Origin of the sequence: Streptomyces sp. 3211.6, from assembly GCF_003634815.1 — a bacterium.
In the GTDB taxonomy this organism is placed as follows: Bacteria; Actinomycetota; Actinomycetes; order Streptomycetales; family Streptomycetaceae; genus Streptomyces; species Streptomyces katrae_A.
On record NZ_RBXC01000001.1, the window covers coordinates 6,120,382 to 6,144,192 of the forward strand.

A 23,811-nucleotide genomic window follows, 5' to 3' on the forward strand; every position below is an offset into this window, starting at 1 on the left:
GGGCCGACAATCACCCTGTGACGTCGAGTTTCGAGTTCCCCGCCTACCCCGCCCCGCGCCTGTCCGACGCGGAACGGGACCGGGCGCTGGGCCAGCTCAGGGAGGGCGCGGCCCTCGGGAAGCTGTCGCACGACACCTTCCTGCGGCGGATGGAACTCGCGCTGGTCGCCCGCCGCTCCGAGGACCTGGCCGTGCTCCTGGCCGACCTGCAGACCCGCGGGGGCCCGCTCGGCGCCGAAAGCCCGTGGACCCACCGGCTGTTCGGCTGGGTGGGGCGGGCCTCGGCGGTGTCGGTGGGGGTCCGGCGGGCCTGGCAGTCCGAACGGCTCCCGAAGCTGCTGCTCCCGCATCCGGGCGCCGGCCCGCTGCGGATCGGCCGCGACCCGGGCAACGGGCTGCGCCTCAGCCACGACACCGTCTCGCGGGCGCACGCGGAGCTGAGCCTGCGGGACGGGGTGTGGCTGCTCAGGGACCTCGGCTCCACGAACGGCACCACCGTCAACGGGCGCCGGGTCACGGGGGTGGCCGTGGTGCGGGCGGGGGACCAGGTGGGATTCGGGAGGATGACCTTCCGGCTGTCCGCCGGCTGAGGTCCGCCATCCGGGCGGGGCGCGGTGGGCCGGCGGGGCCGAGGGCAGGATGTCCTCCCATGAACCAAGACCCTTCCGCCTCTGCCTCTGCCTCTGCCTCTGCCCCTGCCCCTGCCTCCGGCTCGGGCTTTGCCTCCGCCTCCGCCTCCGCCTCTGCCTCGGCCTCTTCCTCTTCCTCCGGCTCCCGCGTCCGTTTTGCCCGGTCCCAGGACATGCCCCGGCTCGCCGAGCTCATCCACGAACACGTCGCGTACGAGAAGTCGGACCCCCGCCCGCCCGGCCTCGCCGAACGCCTCACACCCCGGCTGTTCGCCGAAGGGGCCCGGCTCTGGGTGCTGCTCGCCGAGACCCCTGACGGCACGGTCGCCGGATACGCGGCCTGCTCGGAGGAGTTCGCCTTCTGGGACGCCTCCTCCTACCTCCACATGGACTGCCTCTACCTGGCGGAGGACGCCCGCGGCCACGGCCTGGGCGCCGCCCTGATGGAGGCCGTGGCGGACCTCGCCCGCGACCGCGGCCTCGGCCACGTCGAATGGCAGACCCCGGACTGGAACGAGGGCGCGATCCGCTTCTACGACCGCCTGGGCGCCGGCAGCCGGGCCAAGCGCCGCTACGCCTGGCCCGTCTGAAGACACCGGTGGGCGGCGAGGACCGTCCGGGACTGGTGCTCCACCTGCGTGGCCACCGGCACCCGGCGGGCCCGGAAGCGCGCCGAGAACTCCTCGCACCACCCCGTCACCAGCCGGTCCAGGCCCGGCGCCGCCGGATGCCCCTGCGGCCGGACGACCCGCAGCAGCATCGCGGCGGCGCGCAGCGTCAGGCGCCGCCCGAAGGCGTCGACACTGGCCAGGGCGGCCATGGTCGTCCCGGCCGGCGCCACCGGGCCCGTCCAGGCGGCGGTGACCTGCGGGATCAGCCGCAGCGTCCAGTCCACCGCCCGCAGCAGCGCGGCCGCGTCCGGGTCCGCCGCCCCGACCCCCTCGCGCAGCTCCGCGACCCGCGCCGCCTCCCCGTCCAGCCGCCCGGCCAGCGCCCGCAGGGCGCCCCGGGGGTCCGGGTGCGGGGCGGGATCGTCCACCAGGTCGGAGGCCCACATGGGCACCTCCACGATCGCGGTGGCGGTCGCACGGTGGCACCAGGTGCTCAGCCGGGTGTCCTCGGAGTGGGACCCCATGACCCCCGCGTCCGGCATCACGAAGATCCCCGGGCCGGGAGAGGCCCAGCCGGAGGCGTCGGAGGCCCCGGTCTCCACCGGGATCCGCAGCTCGGCGGCCGACTTCCCGAACGGCTCGGCCAGCCCCGGCAGGTCCCGCGTGAGCTGCACCCAGGAGCCGCCGAGATCCGTACCGTGCAGGGACACCTGGAGCACGGGACGCAGCTCGTCGATGAGTCCCGTCAGCGCGAGGGACTCGGGCGGGAGCCGGTCAGGGGGGAGCAACGAAGGCGCCCACTCCGGCTGTTCGGGTCCCGGGGGACGGTAGAAGTGCCGGTGGTAGTCGAGCAGTGAGACCGGGCGGGGGGTACGGTGCAGCGCCGCGCCGTCGGGGTCGGCACAGAGCAGGAAGTGCCACCCCGCCCCCTCACCCGGACCCTCGCTCACCCGCCGCGCGAGCTCCAGCACGGTCGCCCCGCCGACGGGCTCGTTGGCGTGCGCCCCGGCGACGACCAGCACCTCACCCCCGCCGCGCCCCTCGACGGAGAGCACCCACAGGGGCTGCCCGCCCCGCGACTCCCCGACCTGCCGCAACCGCACCCGGGCGGGGTACTCGTCCGCCATCGCACGTGCGGCCAGGGCTAGTTCGTGCGGGGCGGGATAACGCATGTCATGGAGGAGGCTCACCCCCATGCCATGCCCGCCACACCCCCGCCCTACTGCACCCGAACGTCTGTGCCGGTCCCCAGGCCGAGTCAGGTCCCGACCACCCCCACCCCCGTCCGGCTGTCCGGTCACCGCCCGGCGGGACGCCGCCCCCCCCGCCCCACCCACCCGCACCCGGGGAGGCGGGTGGGCAGACACCGCCCCGCCCCCGCCCCTCGAGGGGGCGATGGCCGGTCCCCGCCGTGACGGCCCCTACCCCGCCCGGGTCAGGGCCGCCACCGGGAGCGTTGCCAGGAGGTGCGATAGCCGGACCTTTCCCTCGTACGGGGTGGACGGGCGCGGGCCGTGGGTGGGGAGCCAGCGGCCCGGGGGGAGGGGGAGGGTGGTGTCGCGCCAGCCGCCTGCTTCCGCCAGGCGGTGGGAGAGGCGGGTGGCCACCGCCACCAGGCCGCCCGGGCGGGTGTAGGCCAGGCAGTGGTCGGAGGCCGGGCCGTCGGCCGTCAGGGGGGCGTAGCCCCTGAACAGGGCCGGGCGGGAGCGGCGCAGCCGCAGCAGGGCGGCCGTCAGGGCCAGCTTCTCCTCCGCGAGGGTCGCCGGGGCGGCGCCCGCGTCCAGGGCGGCCAGGGCCTCCCCGGGGAACTCGGCCGGGCGGCGGTTGTCCGGGTCCACCAGGGCGCGGAACTCGGACTCGGAGCCCTGGTACACCTCCGGCACCCCCGGCATGGTCAGGTGCAGCAGGGTCATGCCCAGCACGTTGGCCCGGGCGGCCTCCGACAGGGCCGGGGGCAGCTCCACCGGGTCCGGGGGGACGAGGTCCGCGATTGCGGCCTCGTAGGCCTCGTCGGGGTCGGTCCAGGAGGTGCGCAGCGCGGCCTCCCGTGCGGCCTTGAGGAGCGCTGCCGCCAGCCGGGGGCCCCGTTCGGGGACGTCGCCCAGTCCGAGCGCGCTCTGCCGGGCCACCCAGGCCAGCTGCGGGTCGGGGCCGCCCACCGGCCCCATCGCCTCCGGCGCCTGCGACAGCGCCGCGATCCGGGCGCGGACGTCCGCGCTGCGCTTCGTGTCGTGGGTGGACAGGACCGTGCCCGCGGCGGGGCGGTCCCGTTCGCGTTCCTCGCAGTACGCGTGGAACTCCGCCACTGCCACCGCCGGGGCCCCCGGCGCGCCGCCGACCTCCGTCGCCGACAGCAGCGGGGTCCAGCGGTAGAAGGCCCGGTCCTCCAGGGACTTGGCGCGCAGGGCCGCCGAGGTCTGGGCGAAGCGGGCCTCGAAGGCGGGGCTCTGCTCCAGGAGGGCCCGTACGCCGTCCACCGCGGCCGTCCCGGCCCGCGCGGCGGCGCGTTCCAGGGTCTGCGGGTCCGGGCCCGGCCCGCCGGGGTAGGTCCGGTACACGGGCGAGGCGATCAGCAACTCGCGGACCGCCGAAGCCCGTTCCGGTCCCGCCCAGCGTTCCAGGGTGGCCAGTTCGGCGGCCAGGTCACCGGTCAGGACCTCCCGGGCGGCCGTCGAAGCGGTGTCCTCCCACGAGGGTGTGCCCGTCGACTCGCCGTGCTGCCGGGCCAGTTCACCGACTCCGGCCGCGTCCGTGAACACCCCGTCCACCCGGTGCAGCGCGTCGTAGCCGGTGGTGCCCGCCACGGGCCAGGACGCCGGCAGGCGTTCGTCGCGGGCCAGGATCTTCTCCACGACCACCCAGCAGTCCGGGCCGGCCGCCGCCCGCAGCCGTCGCAGGTACTCCTCGGGGTCGGCCAGGCCGTCCACGTGGTCGATGCGCAGGCCCGCCACCACCCCGTCCCGTACCAGCTCCAGCACCTTGGCGTGGGTGGCGGCGAAGACGGCGGGGTCCTCCACCCGCACTCCGATCAGGTCCGAAATGGTGAAGAAACGGCGGTAGTTGAGGGAGGTACGGGCCTCGCGCCACCAGGCCGGCCGGTACCACTGGGCGGCCAGCAGCTCCGGCAGCGGCAGGTGCGCGGTGCCGGCGCGCAGGGGGAACTCCCGGTCTCCGCAGCGCAGCAGGCCCGCGCCGGCGTCCACGGTGAAGGGCTCGTCCGGCCGTGCGAGCACCGGCAGCAGGAGCTGTCCGCCCCCCGCCTCCCAGTCGATGTCGAACCACCGGGCGTAGGGCGACGCCGGCCCCTCCCGCGCCACCTCCCACAGGGGCCGGTTCAGCCGCAGTGGCGACGGCAGCGCCATGTGGTTGGGGACGATGTCGAGCACCAGCGCGAGCCCCCGCTCCCGCGCGGCCGCGGCCAGGGCGCGCAGACCCCGCTCCCCGCCGAGTTCCTCCCGGACCCGGCCGTGGTCGGTGACGTCGTACCCGTGGGCCGAGCCCGGTACGGCCTCCAGGACGGGGGAGAGGTGGAGGTGTGACACGCCGAGCGAGGAGAGGTACGGCAGGGCTGCCCCGGCCGCCGCGAAGGGGAATGCGGGCGTCAGCTGGAGACGGTACGTCGACGCCGGAATGACGTCCTTCTGAACGTCGGATTCCGATTGGCTGATTGAATACCGCTGGCTCATGAGAACGTACGTACCCAGCCCGCGTGATTCCGTGCCATGACCCAATGCATCCGGGTGACTGCGCCGCGTTAGTGTCGATCAAGTGGCTTCAACCCTCAGTACGTACCGGAGCGTCATCGCCCTGACCGGGCCCTTCCTCCCCGTCCTCTCCTTCTTCGCCCGACTGCCCGTCGCGATGTCCCAGTTCGGGAGTGTCCTGCTGGTGTCCGAGACCAGCGGCTCCCTGGCCACCGCCGGCATCGTCGGGGGCTGTCTCTCGGCGGGCCAGGTGGTCTTCGGGCCCGTTCTGGGGCGGCTCGCCGACCGGCACGGGCAGCGGCCTGTGGTCCTCGCCGCGGCGGCGGTCAACGCCGTGGCCACCGCCGCCCTCGTCGCCGGGGCGCTCACGGGCCTGGGGACCGCCGTGCTCGCCGCCGTCGGCGCCGTCGCCGGGGCCTCCGTGCCGCTGATCGGGCCGCTCGCCCGGACCCGCTCCGTGGCGCTCGCCCACCGGGCGCGGGCCGGTGAGGGGGTGGTGGGGGCCGTGCACTCGCTGGAGGGCACCCTCGACGAGGTCTCCTTCGTCTTCGGCCCCGCGCTCGTCGGCCTGGCCGCGCTCGCCCTGCACCCGGCCGTCGCCCTCGGCGGGGCGGCCGCCCTCGTCGCCGTCTTCGGCACCGCCTACGCCCTGCACCCCACCGCCGCCGTCACGGCCGCGAGCTCGGCACGGGCCCGCGCCGAGGGCGTACGGGCGCCGCGCCGGCCCCGCGTGGCCCAGCCCCGCGTGGTCCACGCCGTCCGCGCCTCCCTCGCCCTCCAGGGCGCCATGTTCGGCGCCTGCCAGGCCGGAATCGCCTCCCTCACCGCCAGGTTGGGCGTACCCGGCCAGGCCGGCATCGTGTACGCCGCGATGGGGGTGGTCAGCGCCGCCGTGGGCCTCGCGCTCGGCGCGCTGCCCGCCCGCTTCGGGCTGCGGCTGCGCTGGCGGGTGGCGACGGGCGCGGCGCTGGTGCTGTCGGTGCCGCTGCTGTTCACGCAGACGCTGTGGCCGCTGTACGCGGTCGTGACCGTCCTCGGGGCCGCCTACGCCCCGCACCTGATCACCGCGTTCGCGCTCACGGAACGGGTGGTCGCGCCGTCCCGGCTGGCCGAGTCGATGGCCTTCGCCGCGAGTGCGCTGGTGGCCGGGCAGGCCGCGGCCCTGGCCGTCTCCGGGCGGCTCGCCGAGGCCCACGGGCCCGTCGGGGCCTTCGCGGTGGCCGTGGGCGCGGCCGCACTGTGCCTGGCCACCGCCCTGGTCACCCGGGTCCCGTCGGCCCGGCCCCCGGCCCCGGCCGCGGAACCCGCCAGGGCGTTCATCCCGGCCCAGCGCACCGGTTCCGTCGAGGGCCGGGGCGCGCCCGGCGGCGCCGCGGGCTACGCGGGCCGCTGAAGCGCCGCTGCACGCCACGCCGGGTGCTGGAGCACCGCCGCGGACTACTCCGGCCGCTGGAGGACCGCTGCACGCTACGCCGGGCGCTGGAGCACCGCCAGGCACCGGCCCGTCAGCGCCACCCGGTCCCCGGCCGCGTACTGCGGCCCGGTGCCCGGGGGCAGCACCTCCGCCCGGGAGGTGTCCACGACCAGCCGCCAGTGCGCGCCGTGCCCGGCCGGGACGGTGAACTCCTGCGGGTCGGCGCCCGCGTTGAACATCAGCAGGAACGAGTCGTCGGTGATCCGCTCCCCGCGCGAGCCGGGCTCGGAGATGGCCTCACCGTTGAGGAACACCGTCAGGGCCCGGGCGTGCTGCGCCTGCCAGTCCCGGGCCCGCATCTCCTCGCCGTGCGGGGTGAACCAGGCGATGTCGGAGAGTTCGTCATGCGTGCCCTCCACCGGCCGGCCGTGGAAGAAGCGGCGCCGCCGAAACACCGGGTGGTCGCGGCGCAGCCACACCATCCGGCGGGTGAACTCCAGGAGTGAGGGCGGTGGTTTCCCCGGTTCGGGCCAGGTCACCCAGGACAGCTCGTTGTCCTGGCAGTAGGCGTTGTTGTTGCCGCCCTGGGAGCGGGCGAACTCGTCGCCGTGGCTGAGCATGGGCACGCCCTGCGAGAGCATCAGGGTGGCGATGAAGTTGCGCATCTGCCGTTCGCGCAGCTCCAGGACGGCGGGGTCCTCGGTCGGCCCCTCGACCCCGCAGTTCCAGGACCGGTTGTGGGTCTCGCCGTCCCGGTTCCCCTCCCTGTTGGCCTCGTTGTGCTTCTCGTTGTACGAGACCAGATCGTGCAGGGTGAAACCGTCGTGGCAGGTGGCGAAGTTGATGGAGGCCAGCGGGCGGCGCCCGTCGTCCTGGTAGAGGTCCGAGGAGCCCGTCAGCCGTCCCGCGAACTCCGCGAGGGTGCGCGGCTGGCCGCGCCACAAGTCCCGTACGGTGTCGCGGTACTTGCCGTTCCACTCGGTCCACAGCGGCGGGAAGTTGCCCACCTGGTAGCCGCCTTCGCCCAGGTCCCAGGGCTCCGCGATCAGCTTGACCTGGCTGACCACCGGGTCCTGCTGCACCAGGTCGAAGAACGAGGACAGCCGGTCGACCTCGTGGAACTGCCGGGCCAGGGTGGCCGCCAGGTCGAAGCGGAAGCCGTCCACGTGCATCTCGGTCACCCAGTACCGCAGCGAGTCCATGATCAGCTGGAGGACGTGCGGGGAGCGCATCAGCAGGGAGTTCCCGGTCCCGGTGGTGTCCGTGTAGTGCCGGGGGTCGTCCGCGAGCCGGTAGTACGAGGCGTTGTCCAGGCCCCGGAAGGACAGGGTGGGGCCCAGGTGGTTGCCCTCGGCGGTGTGGTTGTAGACCACGTCCAGGATCACCTCGATCCCGGCCTCGTGCAGGGCGCGCACCGCCGACTTGAACTCCAGCACCTGCTGGCCCCGGTCGCCGGAGGCGTAGCCGTTGTGCGGGGCGAAGAAGCCGATGGTGTTGTAGCCCCAGTAGTTGCTGAGCCCGTCGTTGGCGAGGCGGTGGTCGTTGACGTACTGGTGCACGGGCATCAGCTCCAGCGCCGTCACCCCGAGCTTGACCAGGTGTCCGATGACCGCCGGGTGGGCCAGCGCCCCGTAGGTGCCGCGCAGCTCCTCGGGAAGGTCGGGATGACGCATGGTCAGGCCCTTGACGTGGGCCTCGTAGAGCACCGTGTGGTGGTATTCGTGGCGCGGCGGGCGGTCGTTGGCCCAGTCGAAGTACGGGTTCACCACGACCGAACTCATCGTGTGCGGCGCCGAGTCCAGGTCGTTGCGGGAGTCGGGACGGCCGAAGTGGTAGCCGTAGACCTCCTCGCCCCAGTCGATCCGCCCGCTGATGGCCCGGGCGTACGGGTCCAGCAGCAGCTTGGCCGCGTTGCAGCGCAGCCCGCGCTCGGGCTCGTACGGGCCGTGCACCCGGAACCCGTACCGCTGGCCGGGCATCACCCCGGGGAGGTAGGCGTGCCGGACGAAGGCGTCCGTCTCACGCAGCTCCACGGCGGTCTCGGAGCCGTCGTCGTGCAGCAGGCACAGCTCGATGCGGCGCGCGGCCTCGGAGTAGACCGCGAAGTTGGTGCCGGCGCCGTCGTACGTGGCACCCAGCGGATACGCCTGTCCCGGCCAGACCTGCATCAGCAACGACTTCTTTCCATCCTGGTCCGGTCGGTCCGGCGCGGATCACGTCTCTGCCGAATCTTCCCCGAAAGAGGCTCCGCACGCGTGGACTTGGGATGCTCCTCACGGGTGAACCGGAGAGCTGATATGCGGATCGGCTGACCGTCCGGGCATCACATAATGGTCTGACGGACAGTCGGACGGGGTGTGCGTGATCACCTCGGCCGGCTTCGGGCTGCATCGGGCCGCGCGCGCGGAGTACCCTTCCGTGATCACTGGAGACGGGCGTCCGGACGCAGAAGGCGGTGCACGAGTGAGCTCGGGAGGTCTGGAGCTGCCCCCTGGTGACAGCGGTCACGAGGGCGGCCCGGCGGACGCCCCAGGCGGTGTGCCGGGGGCCGCGGCGGCCGGGGCGGCGGTGTCGCTGGCCCAGCCGGCGGCCGGGGAGGGGCGTGCCGGGGCGGAGCTGGACTGGAGCGCCGAGGCGTGGAGCGAGGTCCGGACCCGGGCCCAGCGTGCGGGGCGGGCGTACATCTGGCTGAACCTCATCGAGCAGCGGCTGCGGTCGGTGGTCGGCGCCGTGCTGCGGCCCGTCTACGAGCCCGTGCACGGCGGGGACGACTGGGTGGTCGCGGCCGCCGGTCCCGCCGGGCAGGAGTGGGTGCAGCGGGCGGTGGCGGTGCGCGAGGTCAGCCGGCGCAAGGGCTACCTCCTCGACCCGGCCGACGACAACGTGCTGAGCTTCCTGACCCTGCCGCAGCTGCGGGAGCTGATGGTCCAGCACTGGCCCTGTTTCGAGCCGTACTTCGACGACCGGCGCGAGATCGAGCTGGCCCTGGACGAGCTGGAGGTCACGCGGAACGTGGTCTCCCGCAACCGGGCGCTGTCGCGGGCGGTGCTGGAGCAGGCGGAGCGCGCGTCGGCGCGGCTGCTGGAGGTGCTGGGGGCCGGTTCGGGCAGCCCGTCGGCGGACCGGCTGCCGATCGACGCCGTGGAGGACCTGGTCGGGGACCGGTACGCGGACGTCATCTCCGTCCATCCGGACCGGGTGCGGCTCCAGCGGCAGCTGCCCGCGGAGGACCTGTTCGGCGGCGCGCGGCGGCTCGACGCGATCGGCATAGGCCTCAACCTGCTGGTGCAGAACTTCTCGGGCCGCCGGCTGGTACGGCTGTCGGAGGCGGGCTGCCGGGTGCGGCTGCTGTTCCTGAACCCGGCGAGCAGCGCGGTCAAGCGGCGCGAGCGCGAGCTGGGGCTGCGCAAGGGCGAGCTGAGCCGCTCGGTGGAGATGAACATCCTGCACGTGCGCCGGGTGCGGGCGGGCCTGAAGGACCCCTCGCGCTTCGACATCCACGTCTTCGACGAGACCCCGCGCTTCACCGCCTATCTGGTGGAGGGGCACTCCTCGGGCATCGCGGTGGTCCAGTCGTACCTGCGGCGGGCCCGGGGCATGGAGGCGCCGGTGCTGGTGCTGCGCGGGGGCGGGCGGGGGGTTCCCAAGGACGCGGACCACGGGCTGTTCCAGACCTACCGGGAGGAGTTCGAGTCGGTCTGGGAGGACTCCCGCCCGGTGTCCTGAGCCCGGCCCCCGGGGGTGGCCGCGTCCGGTGTCAGTGCCTCGTGGCAGGCTGAAACGCGTTGACCGGAAAACGGGGGAGGGCGCGTCATGGAGGCGTGGCACGGGGGAGTGCGCGGCGGGTTCGGCCAGGGGACGGCGGGCGCGGGGCCGACGGGTGGCGTGGCGCTCGTCACAGGCGGGCGGCGGCCGACGCCGCGCGCCGGGGCGGGAGCCGTCCGATGAGCTGGCTCGGCGGGCCGCTGGTGGCCTTCGACCTGGAGACCACCGGGACCGACGTGGAGACCGACCGGATCGTGACGGCGGCGGTCGTGCGGCTGGACGCGGACGGGTCCGTGACGGGGGAGCGGACCTGGCTGCTCGATCCCGGGGTGGCCATACCGGAGCAGGCGTCGGCGATCCACGGCATATCGACGGAGCACGCCCGGGCGCACGGGGTGCCCGCCGCGTCCGCCGTGGAGGAGATCGCGCGGACCGTGGCCGGGGCGCTGCGGCTCGGGACGCCCCTGGTGGTGATGAACGCGCGCTACGACCTGTCCCTGCTGGACCGCGAGTGCGGGCGGCACGGGGTCGCCTCGGTCAGCGAGCGGCTGGGCGGCGGGCCTTGGCCCGTCATCGATCCGCTGGTGATCGACAAGCACGTGGACAAGTACCGCAAGGGCAAGCGGGCCCTCCACGCGCTGTGCGACCACTACGGGGTGGCGCTGGACGACGCGCACAACGCGCGGGCGGACGCCCTGGCCGCCGCCCGTGTGGTGCGGCGCATGGGGGAGCGGCACCGGCCGGTCGGCCTGATGCCGCTGGCGGACCTGCACGAGCTCCAGGTCCGCGCGGCGGCCGAACAGTCGGTCTCGCTCCAGGCCTACCTGCGGCGCACGGCCGACCCGGCGGCGGTCGTCGAGCCGGCCTGGCCGCTCATACCCCGCGGGCGCTGACCGCCCCGGCCCGGCGCCGCTCACCGCGCGGCCCCGCGCTGTCCCCGTGGATCAGAAGGGGTACCAGCGCACGTGCGGGTCCCCGTCGCGCAGGGAGGCCACACGGCGGCGGAACTCGGCCAGGGCCTTCGGGTTGGCCGGTGCGTGCTGGGCGACCCAGGCGCAGCTGGCCGTCTCGCGGGCGCCGCGCAGCAGGGCGCAGCCCTCCCATGCCCGTACGTCCCAGCCGTAGGCGGTGGTGAAGGCCTCGTAGTCGGCCGGGGGCAGCCCGTACCGGTCGCGGGACAGGGCCATCACCACCAGGTCGTGCTCGCGCAGGTCCACCGAGACGGTCTCCAGGTCGACCAGGACCGGCCCGTCCGGCCCCACGTGCACGTTGCGGGGCAGGGCGTCGCCGTGGACCGGACCCGGGGTCAGGTGCGGGGTGAGGGCGGCGACCTGCCCGGCGTAAGCGTCGCGGCGGGCCCGCAGGTAGGCCGCGTCCTCGGGGTCGACGGCCGTCCCAGCCAGCCGCAGCCAGCGTTCGACCCCGCCGAGGAGATCCCGGGCGGGCAGCGCGAAGGGCGGGGCGGGCAGCGCGTGCAGCGGCCGCAGGAGCGCCGCCAGGTCCTCGGGGCCGGCCGGGCGGAGCGCGTCGGGGAGCCGGTGCCACAGGGTCACCGGGTGGCCGTCGACCAGCCGTGGCTCCGGTTCGGCCGCGCGGACCGCCGGGATCCCCGCGGTGGCGAGCCAGCCGGCGACCGCCAGCTCGCGCTCGGCCCGCTCCAGCAGCCCGGCCTCGCGGCCGACCTTGACGACGAGGTCCCCGAGGGCGAAGACGGCGTTCTCGCCGAAGGCGAGCAGCTCGGCCGGTCCCGTGAGACCCGCCCGTGTCAGTACGTCCCTGGCCCGTGCCTCGTCCATGCGCTCGTCTCGTCCTTCGCCGCTTGATCGTGAATGCGTCAAGTCTCCCATTCCCCGGCCGACGGGGGCCCGTTCTGCGGTTATTGGGTTGCACGAGACGTCTCGTCTCGTTAATGTCGATCACATGACCTCAGCCAGGACCGCACACATCGCCATGTTCTCCATCGCCGCCGCCGGGCACGTGAACCCGAGCATCGAAGTCGTCCGGGAACTCGTCGCACGGGGCCACCGCGTCAGCTACGCCATCCCCGCCCCCTTCGCCGGCACGGTCGCCGAGACCGGTGCCACCCCGGTGGTCTGGAAGTCCGTCCTGCCCACCGAGGAACAGCCGGAGGCCTGGGGCACCGAGCTCATCGACCACCTCGAACCCTTCCTGGAGGACGCCGTGCAGTCGCTCCCCCAGCTCGCGGCCGCCTTCGAGGACGACGTACCGGACCTCGTCATCCACGACATCACCTCCTACGCGGCGCGCGTCCTCGCCCACCGCTGGCAGGTCCCCGCGGTCTCCCTCTCGCCGAACCTGGTGGCCTGGGAGGGCTACGAGGAGGAGGTGGGCGCCGCCATGACCGCCGAACTGCACGCGAGCGAGCGCGGCAGGGCGTACTACGCCCGCTTCCGCGCCTGGCTGGACGAGAACGGCATCGAGCAGGACGCGGACTCCTTCGTCGGCAGGCCGCGGCGCAGCGTCGTGCTGATCCCGCGCGCCCTCCAGCCCCACGCCGACCGGGTCGACCCGGCCGTCCACACCTTCGTCGGGGCCTGCCAGGGCGACCGCAGCGCCACCCAGGGCACCTGGGAGCGCCCCGCGGCCGCCGAGGGGAAGAAGGTCCTGCTGGTCTCGCTCGGATCCACCTTCACCAAGCAGCCCGCCTTCTACCGCGCCTGCATCGAAGCCTTCGGGGACCTGCCCGACTGGCACGTCGTCCTGCAGATCGGCAAGTTCACCGACGAGGCCGAACTGGGGGAGGTCCCCGCCAACGTGGAGGTCCACCGCTGGGTCCCCCAGCTGGACATCCTGCGGCAGGCCGACGCCTTCGTCACCCACGCCGGCGCGGGCGGCAGCCAGGAGGGCCTGGCCACCGGCACCCCGATGGTCGCCGTCCCGCAGGCCGTCGACCAGTTCGGCAACGCCGACATGCTGGCCTCCCTCGGGGTGGCGCGGCACGTCCCGATGGAGGAGGCCGACGCGGCCACCCTGCGCGAGGCCGTCCTCGGCCTGCTCGCCGACCCCCGCGTCGCCGCCCGCGCCGAGGAGATCCGCGCGCAGATGGCCACCGAGGGCGGCACCCGGCAGGCCGCCGACCTCATCGAGGCCGCGCTGCCGTAGCGGCATAGGGTGCGGCCATGACCAAGAAGCCGACCCCCGTCAAGAAGTACGCGGCGCTGCTGCGCGGCATCAACGTCGGCGGGAAGAAGAAGGTCCCCATGGCGGAACTCCGTTCCGTGCTGGAGGGGCTCGGGTACGGCGAGGTGCGGACCTACCTGCAGAGCGGCAACGCCGTCTTCAGCAGCGCGAGCCAGGACCCCGCCGCCCTCGCCCGGGAGCTGGAGGCGGCCATCGAGGCCCGCTTCGGCTTCCCGGTGAAGGTCCTGGTGGTCGACGGCGCGTACCTGCGCGCCGTCGCCGAGGCCTGCCCCTTCCCCGCCGCCGAGCTGGAGGGCAGGCAGCTGCACGCCACCTTCTTCTCGCAGCAGCCCGGCCCGGAACGCTTCGCGGCGGTCGACCCGGCCGCGTACCTCCCCGAGGACTACCGCCTGGGCGACCGCGTCCTCTACCTCTACGCCCCGGGCGGGCTGGGCAGCTCCGAGCTGGGCGCGGCCCTCCACAAGCCGGCCGTCCTCAAGGGCATCGACGCGACCACCCGCAACTGGAACACGGTCGCCATGCTGGTCGAACTGACGGCCGATCAGCCAGACCCGGCCGGCCAGGCCGACGACGATTAGCCCGCGGGCCCCCAGGACGCGCCCGCCCCCTCCCGGACGGCCCCGGCCACCCGAACGCGCGCGGCCGGAGCGGGCGCCACCCCGCCCACCAGGCGGTCCTCGCCCCGTCCCGGCCCGGTGGGCCCACGTTCCGCACCGTGTGCCAGGCTCTGGGCATGCGTTACATCATCATCGGCGCCGGAGCGGTCGGCGCGACCATCGGGGGACGGCTCGCGGAAACGGGCCGGGAGGTCGTCCTCGTCGCACGTGGCCCGCACGCCGAGGCCCTGAGGGCGCACGGGCTGCGGCTCACCACCGCCGACGGGGAGCGCGTCCACCGCCTGCCCGTCGCCACGCACCCCGCAGACCTCGGCGCACTGCGCCCCGACGACGTACTGCTGCTGACCGTCAAGACCCAGGACGCCGTCGCCGCCCTCGACGCCTGGGGCGCCGCCGAGGTCACCGGAGGCGGCACCGCAGCCCAGCGGCTGCCGCTGCTGTGCGCCCAGAACGGCGTGGAGAGCGAGCGCCTCGCCCTGCGCCGCTTCGCCCGCGTCTACGGGGTCTGCCTCTGGCTCCCCGCCACCTTCCTGGAACCCGGCGTGGTCTCCGCCCTCTGCACCCCGCTGACTGGCATCCTCCACCTCGGGCGGGCCGCCGGCGGGTCCGACGAGCGGATCCGGGCCATCGCCGCCGACCTCGGCAAGGCCGGCTTCGAGGCCCCCGTCGTCGAGGACGTGATGCGCTGGAAGTACGCCAAGCTCCTCGGCAACCTGGGCAACGCGATCCAGGCCACCACCGGCCCCGAACCCGACCCGGCCAAGGCGGCCCTGCTGCTGCGCGCGATCCGCGAGGCCAAGGCCGCCTTCGCCGCCGCGGGTATCGACTACGTATCGGAAACCGACCAGTCGGCGGCCCGTGACGGCAAGGTCGACCAGCCGCCCGGCGTCCGGGGAGGCTCCTCCTGGCAGAGCCTGGCCCGCGGCACCGGCTCGGTCGAAGCCGACTACCTCAACGGCGAGATCACCCTGCTGGGCCGCCTCCACGGCGTTCCCACCCCGGTCAACGACGTCCTGCGCCACGCGGCGAACATCTTCGCCCGCGAATCCCTGCCCCCGGGAGCCATGTCCATCACCGACCTGACCGCCCTGGCCGACGAGGCCGAAGGGCGAGGATAGTACCCGCCCATGACTGACCTATATTGTTCTGGAACCGTAAAGGCCACACACAACTCAATCGCCTGACAATGATCGCTTCCAGACGCGGTCGACGACGCCATGCACCAGCGTTCCACCGCGAAGGCTCCCGGGGCCGGTTCCAGAGGAATCCCCGACCGCCTTCGCAAGGGCTGACGTGCAGTGGCGATTTTGACGTGCGGAGCGTTCGGCTCGGCGCTGCCTCGCGGATGAGCAGAACAACTTGACGAACGGCTTGAATGTGCAGAACGGACTGGCCCGAGGTGCCACCATCACGGGCGAACCCCACAACCAGGGACCAGGGTCTGTCGGACTCTCCGTGGTCATCCCCGCCTACCGGGAAGAGGAGCGTCTCGCCCCCACCCTGGAGCTGGTCCGGGACTACCTCGACGAGCACGTAGGCAGCGGCCAGGCCGACTGGGAGGTCATCGTCGTCGACGACGGCTCCCCGGACAGGACCGCGGCCATAGCGCTCAAGGCCGGGGCGGACGAGCCCCGCATCCGGCTCGTGCAGTCGGAGGAGAACAGGGGCAAGGGCAGCGCCCTGCGCCTGGGTGTCCGTGCCTCCCTGGGCCGACGCGTACTGATCATGGACGCCGACCTGGCGACCCCCATAGAAGAACTCGCCCGGCTGGAACAGGCGCTGGCCGACAACCCGTCCCTGGACGCGGCCATCGGCTCGCGCGCCCACCGCGACTCCGCCATCGAGCGCCAGCAGAGCGTGCTGCGCGAGGTCCTCGGCTGGGTCGGCAACCGGGTCATCCGTCTGGTGGCCGTACGGGGCATCCGCGACACGCAGTGCGGGTTCAAGCTGTTCGACGGGGACCAGGCCCGGGCCGCCTTCGGCGCCGCCCGGCTCGACGGCTGGGCCATCGACGTCGAGATCCTCCAGTACTACCGCCGCAAGGGCTGGCCCGTGGCCGAGGTGCCCGTCCGCTGGGCGCACCAGGACGGCTCCAAGGTGCAGCTGCTGGACTACCTGCGCACCCTCGGCGAGCTGATGCGGCTGAACGCGGGCGGCCTCGCCGTCGCCGGCCTCTACCTCCTGGCGTCGCTCTACCTCTACAAGGGGCTCTGGACGGACCTGGACGGGTCGATCCTGGCCCACTCCCTCCAGGACCAGAACCAGTGGGAGTGGTTCTTCGGCGTCACGGCCGACAACGTCGCCCATCTGCGCAACCCGTTGTTCACCGACTTCCAGAACATGCCGGACGGCGTGAACCTGATGGCGAACACGGTGATGCTCGGGCTCTCGGTGCCCATGACCCCGGTCACCCTGCTCTTCGGTCCGACCGTCGCCCTGGCGCTGGTCTTCACGCTCGGCATCGCCGCGACGGCCTGGGCCTGGTACTGGCTGATCCACCGCCGTCTGACGGAGAGCCGCTGGGCGGCCGCGGCCGGCGGCGCGCTGGCGGCCTTCGCGCCGCCCATGATCTCGCACGCCAACGCGCACCCGAACTTCGTCGTCCTCTTCATGATCCCGGTGATCATCGACCGGGCCCTGCGCCTGTGCGCGGGCAAGAACGTGGTCCGCGACGGCGTCTTCCTGGGCCTGTTCACCGCCTACCAGATCCTCCTGGGCGAGGAGCCCTTCCTCCTGGCCGCGATGGGCATGGCGATCTTCGCCCTCATCCACGCCTGCTACGACCGGGAGAACGCGCGCGCCGCCGCCAAGCCGCTCGCCAAGGGCCTCGGGATCGCGGCGGCCGTCTCCATACCGCTCGCCGCCTTCCCCCTGTACTGGCAGTTCTTCGGACCGCAGAGCTACCACTCGGTGCTCCACGGCGACAACGGCGCCGGCAACCCGCTGCGCGCCCTGAGCGAGTACCCGGCGCGCTCCCTGTTCGGCGACGCCGAGACCGCGGCCAAGCTCTCGATGAACACCACCGAGCAGAACGCCTTCTACGGCTGGCCGCTGCTCGCGCTGGCCATCGGCATCACCCTGTGGATGTGGCGCCGCCCCCTCGTGCGCGCCCTGGGCCTCACCGCCGTGGCCGCCGCCGTGCTCTCGCTCGGCCCCCGGGTGGAGCTCGACAAGTTCGGCATCACCGTGCCCGCCCCGTGGCGCCTGCTGCGGCACCTCCCCCTGCTGGAGTCCGTGATCGAGAGCCGGGTGGCGATGGTCTGCGCCCCGGTCTTCGGCATGCTGCTCGCCCTCGCGCTGGACCGGATACGGGGCTTCCGCTCCGGCGACCACCGTGCGGTCGGCTACCTCGCCGTCGCCGCCGCCGTGGTCCCGATCCTGCCGCTCCCGCTGGTCACCAAGGTCCGCGAGCCGGTGCCGTCCTTCATCACGCAGGGCCTCTACAAGGACTACGTCAAGGACGGCCGCTCGCTCGTCCCGGTGCCCCTCCCCGACCCCGGTTCCGCCGCCGCCCTGCACTGGCAGAGCGGCACGGGCTTCGGCTTCAAGCTCGCCGGCGGGTACTTCAACGGTCCCGACGGCCCCGACCGCGTCGGGATCTACGGCGCCAAGCCGCGCAAGCTCTCCACCCTCCTCAACGACGTGCGCTGGGGCACCGTCCAGCCCCCGCAGGACATCACCCCGCAGATGCGCGACCAGGCCCGTGAGGACCTGGCGTACTGGAAGGCCGGCGTGCTGGTCCTGCCGGTCAACCAGCAGCGCGCCCCGGAGCTGCGCAGCACCCTCTCGGGTCTCCTGGGCCAGGAACCGAAGGTGGTCGCCGACTGCCTGATCTGGCAGGTCGACGCCTCCTAGCCGGCGGTGTTGTCCTGGGACGTCGGTGACAGGCGTGCTGGGTGCTTGAAACGGGCGAGGGCCTCCGGATCCGGTGTGGATTGCGATATCTGCACCGAGATCAGGAGGCCCTCGTGGTCCCCCGCAATGCCCCGCCGACCGAGGCCTGGCGGCTGCGTCCGGGCCCGCTGGACCCACCGCTACCGACAACTGGGCGTCGCCGCAATGCACGTCCCGCCCGCCCGCACCGTCAGGCCTGCCGCTGCGCGCGGGCGCCGCGGGGTACGAGGGCGCCTCCCATCACCCCCGCCGTGACCACTGCGGCGACCACCGTGACGGCCAGCCAGCCGCCCGGGACAGCCATGCCGGTGCCCATACCAGTCAGGAATGCCGCCGAGGCGGCGAGGCCCCACAGGGTGCCGGCCGCGCAGCTGACGACGATCAGCAGCCCGGACATCGAGGACGCGAGCCGCCGGCGCCACCAGGCCGTGGCCCCGACGGCGCCGAGCATCCGGTACTCGCCCCTCAGGTCCGAGGTCCACAGGCTGACCATGGCGGCCACGATCAGCACGGTGGTCAATACGGAGACCCCCGCCACGGCGGGCTGGAGCCGGGCCACCGCGCCGACGACCGACGGGCCGGACTCGACGGCGACGGTCGAATCCGCCTGCGCGTCCACCGGGAGGGCCCGCAGGACGTCCTGCTGCCGGGGCTTGGCGTCCGCGTCGAGCAGGTACGTCGGGGAGCCGACGGGGATGATGCCCGACTTCCGGGCCCCCGCCGGGCTGACGAGGACCGCGGGCAGTTGCTGGTACTCATCCGCCCGGGCGGCGTCCGGGTGGATGAGCGGCAGGGTCGTGGTGCTGTCCAGGGCGAATCCGTCCGGCTTGCGCGCCATCGCCACGAGCGCGACCTCGCCCCCCAGCCCGACCGGTGTGACGGCGACGGCCGCCTGGCCGCTCTCGTAGCGCTGCCGCTGTTCGGCCGTCATCGTGCCGGCGAGCGCCTCGGCACCCGCCGTGTCGGCGATACCGACCGCGGGGAAGGGGATGTGGGACCGGGAGCCGACGTAGCAGGGCTGCCAGTCGTTGTTCCCGTACTTCAGCAGGCCACGGTCGTCGATACAGCCCAGGAAGTCGGTACGGGGCGACACCGGCAGCTGCTTGCCCTCGCGCGCGACCGCCGCCCGCTGGTAGCCGGTCGACACCCGCGAGGCCCCGGTGGAGCTGCGCAGGGCGCCCAGCTCGGTGGCGGTCAGCGGACGGGAGGAGACGATCAGGGCCGCGGCGGCGGGCAGTTCCGGCCGGTAGTCCTCGCGCTGTTTCTCCGCCACCGAAGCGGAGGCGATGAGCACCGTGGTGGACACGGCAGCGACCGCGCCGAGCGCGACCACCGTCGCGATCGCGCGGACCGGGAAGGCCAGCAGGGAGCGCAGCGCCGACCGGAACACGGCGGGCAGCGGCAGGTACGGGGTGTCCGCCTTGCGCAGGGCGAACGCCGACAGCACCAGAGCGGTCGCCGTGACCCCGGAGGCGAACACGACCACCCCCAGCGCGGCCGTGACGGCCCCGGCGTCGAGCGCGACGGCGGCGAGTCCTGCGGCGGCCGCGGCCACCAGGCATCCGGCCGCAGCGGACCGCAGGCGCGGCCGACGGCCGCCGTGGACCGGAGGGACCGCCTTGAGCAGGGCGACGGGATCCTCCCGCAGGGCGGCGCGCGACGGCAGTACGGAGGCCAGGACCGTGACGGCGACGGCGACGCCGGCCAGCACCAGCGAGGTGGTCCAGGCGCCGTCGACCGGCCCCCAGTCCGCGCCCGCCCGCTCGGCCAGCACCGGCGCGGCGACCCGCGCCACTGCCTGCCCTGCGGCGAGGCCCGCCGAGGAGCCGAGCACCGCCACGCACAGGGCGTGGGTCCGCAGGAACGAGGCCGTCACCCGGGCGGGAGCACCCAGGGCCGCGAGGAGCCCCATGTGCCGGCGCTGGCTGCGTACGACGACCGCGAAGGCGGCGGTCACCAGCAGCACGGTCTCGGCCAGCAGCCCGAGCCCGATCAGCAGGGCGGTGGAGTCCGCGGCCCCGCCCCGTTCGGCGAGCGCGGCGGCCTGGCTGCCGGGCACGTACGCGTATCCCGCGCTCTTGAGCTTCCCGGACACGGCGGGCAGATCCGCCCCAGGCGGCCAGGTGACGAACCATCGGGGGCTGCCCAGGTCCTTCGCCGACGCCAGGGCCGCGGCCGCCCGGGGCCCGCCCGGTGGGAGGGCGAACAGGCGGTGTCCGAGGTCGAACCGGTCGGAGACCAGGGCCGACACGGTGAACTGCCCGCCGCCGATGGACACGTTCTGACCGGTCCCGGTGATCCCGACCGAGGCCGCCAGTGCGGACGACAGCACGATCGTGCCGTCCTGGGAGGACGGGGCGCCTCGATCGACGCGGTACAGGCCGTCGGTGAGGGGGTCGGCCAGGCTGACCGCCCTTCCGTCGACGGTGCTCTGGCGTCCCTCCGGTCCCCGGACGGTGAGCCCGAGCACGTCGGTGTCGTAGGCGAGACGGGTTCCGCCGGGAAGGGCGGGCCCGAGCTGCATCGCCAGCTGCGCGGGGGAGGCCGCGTCCGGGTTCCGCTCGCCGGCCAGGGTGGTGAGCCGGCCGTCCGCCGCGCCGAAGGCGGCCGCCCGGGCCTCCGGCACCGAGACGAGGGCGGTGGCGGTGACGGCCGCGACCGCCGTCCCGACGGCGACGGGCAGCGCGATGGCCAGGCACACCAGCAGCGTGCGCAGACGGCTGCGGCTCGCCAGCCGCCACCCGAGGGTCCAGGCGAGGCGGCGGTTGCGGTTCACGCGCCACCCTCCACGACGCGGCCGTCCTGGATCCGGACGACATGGTCGGCGGCCGCGGTGACGTCCGGGTTGTGCGTCGCGATCAGACAGGCCACCCCGTCCGCCGCGACCTCGCGCAGGAGCTCGACGATGCGCTCGCCGTTGGCGGAGTCCAGGGCGCCCGTGGGCTCGTCGGCCAGGACGAGCGGGCGCCGGTCGGCGACGGCACGGGCGATGGCCACGCGCTGCTGCTCGCCGCCCGAGAGCTGGTCGGGGAACTTGCGGGTGTGCCGGGGCACCCCCGTCCGCTCCAGCGCAGCCGCCGCACGGCGCCGGGCCTCGGCCCGAGCCATGCCGGACAGCTCCAGGGGTAAGCACACGTTTTCCAGCACCGTCATGGTGCGGATCAGGTTGTACTCCTGGAAGACGTAGGCCACCAGGCTCGCCCGGGTGCGGGTGAGTTCGGCGGGGCCCATGTTCGTCAGGACGTGGCCGGCCAGGGTGATCGTCCCGGAAGTAACCTGTTCCAGGCCGCCGGAGACGTTGAGCAGGGTGGACTTGCCCGAGCCGCTGTGGCCGACCAGGGCGGTGAGACGGGCGGCATGGAAGTCGGCCGTGACCCCGTCCAGGGCCACGTGCCGTGCCTCGCCGCTGCCGTAGACCTTGTGGACGCCTTCGAGCCGGAGGACCGGTTCGTCCGGTCCTCCGGCTCCAGGTGTGGTGGAAACCGCGGTGCGCATCGTTCGGGAACAACCTCTCTCACGCTGTCGTAGCTGCCCCGCGGATCGCTCCGCGGTCTCCACCGGTGTCAGTCGGTCATCGCTCAGGAGGCCTTGGTCTCCATGATGGCCTGGCGCATGCTGAACCAGCAGAACCCGTTCTGCGCGTACTGCCACCCGGTGACCCACGCGGTGTAGATGTCCGGGGCGCCGGCGCAGTCGGCCCGGCCACGGGCCTGGCCGCCCACGACGTCACCGCACGAGATCCACACGCCGTCGCTGTTCTTGCCGTAACTGCCCACGGCGCAGTCGGCGTACACCGCCTCCGCCCCGGTGGCCGCGGCCTGTGCGGGCGCGGCGGCCACGAGGCCGGTGAGTGCGGCGGCGCCGAGACCGAGCGCTGCCACCTTGCGGCTGAAGTTGCCACGTAACACGAGATGTTCTCCCTCTGGGATGCGGGTCAGAACTGATCGTCGGTTGTGCAGAAGGAACACAACCGCTCGCATGAAACGGACATAACCGTGATTTACGCCAGCCGAGGGCCCGTGAAGGGACGGGTTCGGAGCGGGAGGCAGCTGTTATGGGTCTTGACAAATGCTCGCGAACGGCTGAAAACCGCAGCATGTCGCGCGCTGGCCCCGCCGTGAGGTGGCGCAAGCGAGGACGAGAGGGCGCACGGGATGGCCGATCTCGACGCGGAGGGCGAGGCAGCCGACTCGTGCCGGAGTACGTACTCGTCGTAGGACCACCCGTCTTGTCGCTGTAGACGTGGACCGGGTGGTCGAGTGTTCGATGTGCGTAGCCAGAGGGAGGAGGATCGAGTTCCGTGAGTGACGAACTGATCGTTCCGGGATAAGTGCTGTCCTGAAAACGGGCCGACTGCCGTTCTCTGCGCCGAGCGGGGGCCGCAGTCTCCCTCGGCCCGTGGCCCCGTTCTCCTTTTGGACGCGTCGGCGCCCGGCTGCGTTCACCATCCGGACCGCCGCCCGAGTGTGCGGGAATCCCGTCGTACGGCCGGACTCGGCCGTTGCGGCGGGGTGGCCGCGGGGCCTTGCCCCGCCGCCGGCCTTCTTCGCCCCGCCACTGCGGTCACCCGCCGAAAATCCGACCCTGACGGCAACCCCCGCGGCGGCCAGCCCGCCAACTGGCCCGGCAACCGCACCTTCCTTGGAGGTGTCGACGACAGCAGCACGGGCCTGACCCACATCGGAGCCCGCGAGTACGAACCCTCCACCGGGCGCTTCATCTCGGTCGACCCGATCATCGACATCACCGACCCGCTCCAGATGAACGGCTACACCTACGCCAACGGCAACCCCATCACCAATAGCGACCCGTCCGGCCTGATGATCTACGAGGGCATGGACAGCGGCGGCATCAGCAGCGGCGGATGCGGTGGCTGCAATATCGTCAACCACCCCGATGACTATCACTCGATCGGATTTAAGTCTTACTACTACCCCAAGGATTACGACAGCTACATCGAAATGGGCCCCGTCAAGGTCCACTACACGAGCCAGAAGGCCCTCGATAACGCATTCGCTGCAGTAGAAAAGCACCAGCCCAACCTCTTCAAGAAGTACAACTGGGTCGCAAACTGCATGTACAAGGACGGACGGTGCAACGCCACCTCGGTACCAGTCCTCCCCTACCTCTCCCACGTGATGTGCAACATGGACGGCATCACCTGCGAGAATTCAGTAGACAACATTGGATACATACTGGGCCTTGGCTTGTATGCCGAACTCGAAAACGGTGGCGAGCTCGAGAAGAGCATCAACAAGATAGTCTTCGGCGGTAAGCCGGCGGCTCGGCCTAAGTCAAAGCCCGATGAATGCAAGAACAGCTTCGTATCTGGCACGCGCGTACTCCTCGCGGACGGCACCAGCAAGCCCATCGAGGAGCTGAAGCCCGACGACGAGGTTCTGGCCACCGACCCCGAAACGGGCGAGACCACGCCCGAGACCGTGACCGCAGCCATCCGCACCGAGGACGACAAGGAATACGTCGACCTCACCATCGAAACGACTGATGGCCCCCAGACCATCACTACCACTGACCACCACCCCTTCTGGTCCGAAACCGACCGTGAGTGGCGCGACGCAGCAACCCTCACCCCCGGCACCCACCTACGGACAGCAGAGGGTAAATCTGTCACCCTCACCAACAGCCGGACCTACCTCGCCCACCTCGTCACCCACAACCTCACGGTTGCGGCGCTCCACACGTACTACGTGTTGGCGGGGGCCGTCTCGGTCCTCGTCCACAACTGCCCCCCGTCGGCCGGCAGTGGCGTTGTCGAGTTCAGTCCGCCCCCCAATGCGACTGCAGCCGAGATCCAGGAGGTCAAGGACTATGTTGCCTCCTGCGAACGAGCTCGCTGTGCTGGCCACACGGCTGGTGGCCGCCCGAGCACCACTGGCACGCTGCGAAGCCAAGCCAGCAGATCGGCGGCGGCCGAGCGCAAGCGAGCCGCTGCTGCAGGTACTCCGTACACAGGTGTCGTCGGGCACGGGCCCGATACCACTTGACAGGGATGGC

General features: G+C 73.1%; 17 protein-coding genes. 10 read left to right on the forward strand and 7 right to left on the reverse strand.

Going from position 1 to position 23,811, the window contains the following annotated elements; all coding sequences use genetic code 11:
* Positions 1 to 17: 17 nt before the first annotated feature.
* Positions 18 to 590 carry a DUF1707 and FHA domain-containing protein gene (locus BX286_RS28210; protein WP_100862626.1) on the forward strand — a complete coding sequence of 191 codons (573 nt, stop codon included), beginning with the start codon at positions 18 to 20 and terminating at the stop codon, positions 588 to 590.
* Between the two features lie 212 nt (positions 591 to 802).
* A complete protein-coding gene (locus tag BX286_RS28220) occupies positions 803 to 1,219 on the forward strand; it encodes a GNAT family N-acetyltransferase (RefSeq protein ID WP_121016643.1) in 417 nt (138 codons plus the stop codon).
* On the opposite strand, the gene BX286_RS28225 is transcribed toward BX286_RS28220, so the two are convergent.
* Complete coding sequence (locus BX286_RS28225; RefSeq protein ID WP_079432016.1) at positions 1,201 to 2,430, reverse strand: M14 family zinc carboxypeptidase; 1,230 nt, start codon at positions 2,428 to 2,430, stop codon at positions 1,201 to 1,203. The genes BX286_RS28220 and BX286_RS28225 overlap by 19 nt on opposite strands.
* A 231-nt stretch (positions 2,431 to 2,661) precedes the next feature.
* Positions 2,662 to 4,926 (reverse strand): malto-oligosyltrehalose synthase, encoded by a 2,265-nt coding sequence (gene treY, locus BX286_RS28230; protein ID WP_121016645.1) that lies wholly within the window; start codon positions 4,924 to 4,926, stop codon positions 2,662 to 2,664.
* 82 nt (positions 4,927 to 5,008) lie between these two features.
* Between treY and BX286_RS28235 the strand changes: the two genes are divergently transcribed.
* A complete protein-coding gene (locus tag BX286_RS28235; protein ID WP_121016647.1) occupies positions 5,009 to 6,337 on the forward strand; it encodes an MFS transporter in 1,329 nt (442 codons plus the stop codon).
* A gap of 74 nt (positions 6,338 to 6,411) precedes the next feature.
* Here the strand turns inward: BX286_RS28235 and glgX are convergent, their stop codons facing one another.
* On the reverse strand, positions 6,412 to 8,526 hold the full coding sequence (gene glgX / locus BX286_RS28240) for a glycogen debranching protein GlgX (RefSeq protein ID WP_079432017.1): 2,115 nt from the start codon (positions 8,524 to 8,526) through the stop codon (positions 6,412 to 6,414).
* Positions 8,527 to 8,821: 295 nt separating this feature from the next.
* On the opposite strand from glgX, the gene BX286_RS28245 reads away from it, so the two are divergent.
* Together BX286_RS28245 and BX286_RS28250 are read left to right on the forward strand one after the other, a co-directional pair.
* Positions 8,822 to 10,084, forward strand: coding sequence for an SAV2148 family HEPN domain-containing protein (locus BX286_RS28245; protein ID WP_079430315.1), 1,263 nt, complete (start codon positions 8,822 to 8,824; stop codon positions 10,082 to 10,084).
* Between the two features lie 218 nt (positions 10,085 to 10,302).
* On the forward strand, positions 10,303 to 11,016 hold the full coding sequence (locus BX286_RS28250; RefSeq protein ID WP_079430316.1) for a 3'-5' exonuclease: 714 nt from the start codon (positions 10,303 to 10,305) through the stop codon (positions 11,014 to 11,016).
* Positions 11,017 to 11,067: 51 nt separating this feature from the next.
* Here BX286_RS28250 and BX286_RS28255 read toward each other — a convergent pair whose 3' ends face one another.
* Positions 11,068 to 11,919: a phosphotransferase enzyme family protein gene (locus BX286_RS28255; RefSeq protein WP_121016648.1), complete on the reverse strand. Its 852-nt coding sequence runs from the start codon at positions 11,917 to 11,919 to the stop codon at positions 11,068 to 11,070.
* Positions 11,920 to 12,043: 124 nt separating this feature from the next.
* On the opposite strand from BX286_RS28255, the gene mgt reads away from it, so the two are divergent.
* The 4 genes from mgt to BX286_RS28275 all read left to right on the forward strand — a co-directional run bounded on the left by mgt (position 12,044) and on the right by BX286_RS28275 (position 17,757).
* On the forward strand, positions 12,044 to 13,246 hold the full coding sequence (gene mgt / locus BX286_RS28260; RefSeq protein ID WP_121016650.1) for a macrolide-inactivating glycosyltransferase: 1,203 nt from the start codon (positions 12,044 to 12,046) through the stop codon (positions 13,244 to 13,246).
* Between the two features lie 17 nt (positions 13,247 to 13,263).
* Positions 13,264 to 13,863 carry a DUF1697 domain-containing protein gene (locus BX286_RS28265; RefSeq protein ID WP_079430319.1) on the forward strand — a complete coding sequence of 200 codons (600 nt, stop codon included), beginning with the start codon at positions 13,264 to 13,266 and terminating at the stop codon, positions 13,861 to 13,863.
* 155 nt (positions 13,864 to 14,018) lie between these two features.
* Positions 14,019 to 15,020, forward strand: coding sequence for a ketopantoate reductase family protein (locus BX286_RS28270; protein ID WP_079430320.1), 1,002 nt, complete (start codon positions 14,019 to 14,021; stop codon positions 15,018 to 15,020).
* 337 nt (positions 15,021 to 15,357) lie between these two features.
* On the forward strand, positions 15,358 to 17,757 hold the full coding sequence (locus BX286_RS28275; protein ID WP_261993530.1) for a dolichyl-phosphate beta-glucosyltransferase: 2,400 nt from the start codon (positions 15,358 to 15,360) through the stop codon (positions 17,755 to 17,757).
* A gap of 229 nt (positions 17,758 to 17,986) precedes the next feature.
* Here the strand turns inward: BX286_RS28275 and BX286_RS28285 are convergent, their stop codons facing one another.
* The 3 genes from BX286_RS28285 to BX286_RS28295 all read right to left on the reverse strand — a co-directional run bounded on the left by BX286_RS28285 (position 17,987) and on the right by BX286_RS28295 (position 21,704).
* Positions 17,987 to 20,572 (reverse strand): FtsX-like permease family protein, encoded by a 2,586-nt coding sequence (locus BX286_RS28285; RefSeq protein ID WP_121016651.1) that lies wholly within the window; start codon positions 20,570 to 20,572, stop codon positions 17,987 to 17,989.
* Positions 20,569 to 21,291, reverse strand: coding sequence for an ABC transporter ATP-binding protein (locus BX286_RS28290; protein WP_121016653.1), 723 nt, complete (start codon positions 21,289 to 21,291; stop codon positions 20,569 to 20,571). The genes BX286_RS28285 and BX286_RS28290 overlap by 4 nt, the downstream gene beginning before the upstream one ends.
* An 83-nt stretch (positions 21,292 to 21,374) precedes the next feature.
* Positions 21,375 to 21,704, reverse strand: a complete 330-nt coding sequence (locus tag BX286_RS28295) for a hypothetical protein (RefSeq protein WP_079430323.1) — start codon at positions 21,702 to 21,704, stop codon at positions 21,375 to 21,377.
* A 558-nt stretch (positions 21,705 to 22,262) separates the two neighbouring features.
* Between BX286_RS28295 and BX286_RS28300 the strand changes: the two genes are divergently transcribed.
* On the forward strand, positions 22,263 to 23,801 hold the full coding sequence (locus BX286_RS28300; protein ID WP_187344208.1) for a polymorphic toxin-type HINT domain-containing protein: 1,539 nt from the start codon (positions 22,263 to 22,265) through the stop codon (positions 23,799 to 23,801).
* Positions 23,802 to 23,811 lie beyond the last annotated feature (10 nt).

Excerpts from the sequence above, each read along its gene's own strand:
- mgt (WP_121016650.1), top strand. The coding sequence starts at position 12,044 with ATGACCTCAGCCAGGACCGCACACATCGCCATGTTCTCCATCGCCGCC.
- BX286_RS28250 (WP_079430316.1), top strand. The coding sequence starts at position 10,303 with ATGAGCTGGCTCGGCGGGCCGCTGGTGGCCTTCGACCTGGAGACCACC.
- BX286_RS28255 (WP_121016648.1), bottom strand. The coding sequence starts at position 11,919 with ATGGACGAGGCACGGGCCAGGGACGTACTGACACGGGCGGGTCTCACG.
- BX286_RS28270 (WP_079430320.1), top strand. The coding sequence starts at position 14,019 with ATGCGTTACATCATCATCGGCGCCGGAGCGGTCGGCGCGACCATCGGG.
- BX286_RS28265 (WP_079430319.1), top strand. The coding sequence starts at position 13,264 with ATGACCAAGAAGCCGACCCCCGTCAAGAAGTACGCGGCGCTGCTGCGC.
- BX286_RS28220 (WP_121016643.1), top strand. The coding sequence starts at position 803 with ATGCCCCGGCTCGCCGAGCTCATCCACGAACACGTCGCGTACGAGAAG.
- BX286_RS28290 (WP_121016653.1), bottom strand. The coding sequence starts at position 21,291 with ATGCGCACCGCGGTTTCCACCACACCTGGAGCCGGAGGACCGGACGAA.
- treY (WP_121016645.1), bottom strand. The coding sequence starts at position 4,926 with ATGAGCCAGCGGTATTCAATCAGCCAATCGGAATCCGACGTTCAGAAG.
- glgX (WP_079432017.1), bottom strand. The coding sequence starts at position 8,526 with ATGCAGGTCTGGCCGGGACAGGCGTATCCGCTGGGTGCCACGTACGAC.